Raw genomic sequence first — 3,500 nt, 5'->3', positions numbered from 1 at the left:
GTTGATTCGTGGCCAGCGGATTGCCTTTGAAAGATGCATAATTCCGGGGGGACTCGCCGCATTTTTGTCGTGGGTCAAGAACGGTTTCTGACGACAAAAATCAGTCCAGTTCACATCAAAGGGATATCCATTAGATATCCAAAAGATATCTATATGATATCATTTATATATCCGATGGATCTCTATTGAGTTTCCCGTTCCAGCTTCTCCGCGATCGCTTGGAGTATCCATGTATTGCGGGGGAGCTGCACGGTTCCCGCTTTGCGAACGCTTTCCATACGGCCGAATAACGTTCCGTCAGCCGGAAACTTCAGCGGATGCTGTACATACTTCGCCTTGGGAGCAACTTCGGACGCCACGCTGCCACCCTTGCTAATGAAAGCCTCTATGGCCTTTTCGCTGGGTTTTTCCGCCGCTTGTCGATTGGGTTTGCCGGTTACGGGCATCGCATTAACTCCTTACGCTCGCTTCAATTCGGATATCTTTTGGATATTAAAAAGATATCCAAACAGTATCCCCATTTCTTCAGTCGCCTTGGCATCCTGCGGCTTTAGCTCTGTTACCGAAAGTCCTGCAGCTGCCGCGTGGGCATAGGCCTTGCGGTTGGCCAGAGATGCTGGAATGAACTCCAGAGCAGGCTTGGCCCTGATCAGTTCTGCGGCTTCTGCATTCTCATTGCCTCGTGTCTCTGCACGGTTGATGAACGCATAAGCCTTGAGTTCGGGATTATAGGTACGAGCCTCCTCGACCAGGGACGCAACCTTATCGAGCGTCCACACGTCGAAGGACCGGGGTGCGAAGGGCACAAGATAGGTGTCACAGACCATCAGCGCGGCGCGCTGGCTCTCGGTGTCTCGCCCGCCAGTATCGATGATGACATCCTGGTATTTGGGTGCCAGACGCTTCACCTCGGTGAACACGGCCTTGCCGGTAAGGGCAACACAGGTGTACCCGGCGCCGCTGGTCCGCGCTTCGTTCCTGAGAGCTGTGAAGTCCATAGAGGTCTCTTGGTCGTCAGCATCGACCAAAAGCACGTCTCGGCCGCTGGCGGCGAGCATGACTGCGAGATTTGTGGCGACGGTGGATTTTCCGGAGCCGCCCTTGGTTCCGCCAATGACGGTAATCATGGAAGATATCCTTTCAATGTCGATTTCATATCTGGAGGATATCCTAAAGATATCTTGTTGACATCTAGTTAACGCTATTTCGATAGGACTGGTGTAGCGCAATCGCCACGAAGCCGGACCAGCGAAGGACGGGTTGTAGACATATCTAAAGGATATGAAAAAGATATCCTTTAGATGCCCATTTTTCAGTTAACCGAGGCTGATCGCGTCCCGTAGCGCATCCTGAAGCGGACGGCCCATGTCGACGGCCTGGCCGTCCTGCAAGGGCACCCGAATGGTGCCGGTGCGCTTGCGCCCCACGATCAGCATCAGTTCCTCGGCTGGGAACCAGACCGACACCTCTGACCCCTCCGGATCGAGGCAGGCAAAGAACGTGGTGATCCGGAACAGCCGGTCAAAGGTCGCCAGCCTCCGGATCTCGGACACGTCGAACACGAACTCCCGGGCCTTGCCGTAGACTGACTTGCACTTCACATCGAAGGCGATCGTGCCGACATAGGGGAGGGCGACCAGGTAGTCTGGTCGTTTCATCGTGCTCCGGAAATGCTCGGGCACGCTCTCGCGGGTTTGGTCGGTGTAGATGTGGGGGAGCCGGGAGGCATCCAGCCACGCGCGGAATCGCGCCTCGGCGGCGTAGCCTTGTTCAACGAGACGGGGTTCCAGCGTGGTCATGGCTCCTACGGAGCCTTATGGAGTTCAGCCGGAGCCTTCCTGACATATGGTGAAAGCTCCGGTCCAAGACTGCTACCCTGATCAGGCCTCGGCCAACCAGGCGTCAACGTCCTCAGCCCTGGGCAGGCCGCCGGCATGAACAACTTTGCCGTCGACAACCACGGCAGGGGTGGAGGCGATGCCATAGGCCGCCATGGCAGCGTAATCGGTCACCTTCTCAAGGAAGATCGGAACCCCGAGCTTGTTGGCTTCCGTCTGCACCATTTCGGCCGTCATCTGGCACTTTTTACAGCCGGAGCCGAGCACTTTGATATCTTTGGTCATTTCATCCTCTTTCTTGATTCAACCGGCAAAAACGGCATTGAACAGGTAACCGACAGCCACGATGCCAAGACCTACAACACCCACGAACACGGCGATCAGCCGCCCGGTCAGGACCTTCTTGAGAATGATCATCTCCGGAAGGGACAGGGCGATGACCGCCATCATGAAGGCCAGCACGGTGCCGATGGCGGCCCCTTTACCTAAAAGGGCCTCGACGACAGGAATGATGCCGGCGGCATTGGAGTACATGGGAATGCCGATCACCACGGCGGCCGGGACCGACCACCAGGCATCCTTGCCCATGATGGAGGCCAGCAGATCGGCCGGCGCATAGCCGTGGATCAAGGCTCCGATGGAAATGCCGGCGATAACCCAGAGCCAGACCTTGCCGACGATGTCCTTCACGGAGTCCAGGCCCGCCTGAATCCGGTCAACGGCTGTCATACGCATGTCGGGGAGCTGGGTCGCGCCCATACGGACATTGAGAACCCATGGCTGCAGCCAGCTTTCAAGGTGGAAGCGGCCGATCACCCAGCCGGCAAGGATCGCTATACCAAGACCGAACCCGAGATAGGAGAGGGCAACCTGCCACCCCATGAGGGCGAAGAGGAGCCCGAGGGCAACCTCGTTGACCATGGGAGCCGCGATCAGGAACGAGAACGTCACGCCAAGCGGAACGCCGGCTGAGACAAAGCCGATGAACAGGGGAACGGCGGAGCAGGAGCAGAAGGGCGTCACAATGCCGAGAGACGCTGCAGCCACGTTCCCGAGGCCCTCGCGCTTGCCGGCAAGAAGCCGCCGCGTGGCTTCTCCGGAAAAGAAGCTCCGGACAATGCCCATGCCGAATACCACAAGGGTCAGCAGCATAAGCACTTTGGGGGTGTCATAGAGGAAGAAGGCAAGCGCCTCTTCGAGATGGCTCCCGGGAGCAACCGGCAGCTGGGCCACGGCCCACGTCGCAAAGGGCTGGAGAAGCTCATAGAGCAGAACCCAGACCGCAAGGCCAAGGCCGGTGCCGGCATACCAAAAGGCCGGGCTCGAGGTGAGAGAAGGCCGTGGAGCAGGCGAAGGGGAGGGGCAACAGGTGCTCATGCCGCTTCCTCCTGCCGGTCCTCAGGCAGGGCTAGGGCGGCGCCGACAAGCGCCACAACGGCAGCCTGCAGGTTCGGGTTGCGCCGATAACGTACCCATTGGGCGTCCCGGCGATCGACGACCAAACCGGCGACCTTGAGTGCCGCCATATGGCGCGACATCCGGGATTGGGAGGCGTCAATCTTGCGCATCAGTTCACAGACGCAGTGCTCCTCGCCATCCCAAAGGAGCCGGATGGCGGCGAGGCGGGTGGGGTCGGCAAGGGCCGACAGGATTGCGATGGGG

The 3,500-nt window shown here is 58.6% G+C and carries 6 protein-coding genes; all 6 read right to left on the bottom strand.

The genetic code is table 11. The features are described from left to right. Positions 1 to 182: 182 nt before the first annotated feature. The gene (locus tag H512_RS26700) at positions 183 to 446 is read right to left on the bottom strand and encodes a hypothetical protein (RefSeq protein ID WP_084798650.1); all 264 of its coding nucleotides are present in this window, start codon (positions 444 to 446) and stop codon (positions 183 to 185) included. A 12-nt stretch (positions 447 to 458) separates the two neighbouring features. Then, positions 459 to 1,127, bottom strand: coding sequence for a nucleotide-binding protein (locus H512_RS0119815; protein ID WP_026784886.1), 669 nt, complete (start codon positions 1,125 to 1,127; stop codon positions 459 to 461). A gap of 189 nt (positions 1,128 to 1,316) precedes the next feature. Continuing rightward, on the bottom strand, positions 1,317 to 1,799 hold the full coding sequence (locus tag H512_RS0119810; RefSeq protein ID WP_026784885.1) for a hypothetical protein: 483 nt from the start codon (positions 1,797 to 1,799) through the stop codon (positions 1,317 to 1,319). Positions 1,800 to 1,880: 81 nt separating this feature from the next. After that, the gene (locus H512_RS0119805; protein ID WP_036793029.1) at positions 1,881 to 2,123 is read right to left on the bottom strand and encodes a thioredoxin family protein; all 243 of its coding nucleotides are present in this window, start codon (positions 2,121 to 2,123) and stop codon (positions 1,881 to 1,883) included. An 18-nt stretch (positions 2,124 to 2,141) separates the two neighbouring features. Further along, complete coding sequence (locus H512_RS0119800) at positions 2,142 to 3,215, bottom strand: permease (RefSeq protein ID WP_026784883.1); 1,074 nt, start codon at positions 3,213 to 3,215, stop codon at positions 2,142 to 2,144. Then, positions 3,212 to 3,496, bottom strand: a complete 285-nt coding sequence (locus H512_RS0119795) for an ArsR/SmtB family transcription factor (RefSeq protein ID WP_026784882.1) — start codon at positions 3,494 to 3,496, stop codon at positions 3,212 to 3,214. The genes H512_RS0119800 and H512_RS0119795 overlap by 4 nt, the downstream gene beginning before the upstream one ends. Between the last annotated feature and the right edge of the window lie 4 nt (positions 3,497 to 3,500).

It is taken from the genome of Pleomorphomonas koreensis DSM 23070 (genome assembly GCF_000425185.1).
Lineage (GTDB): Bacteria > Pseudomonadota > Alphaproteobacteria > Rhizobiales > Pleomorphomonadaceae > Pleomorphomonas > Pleomorphomonas koreensis.
This window is presented reverse-complemented; position numbering and strand designations above follow the sequence as displayed.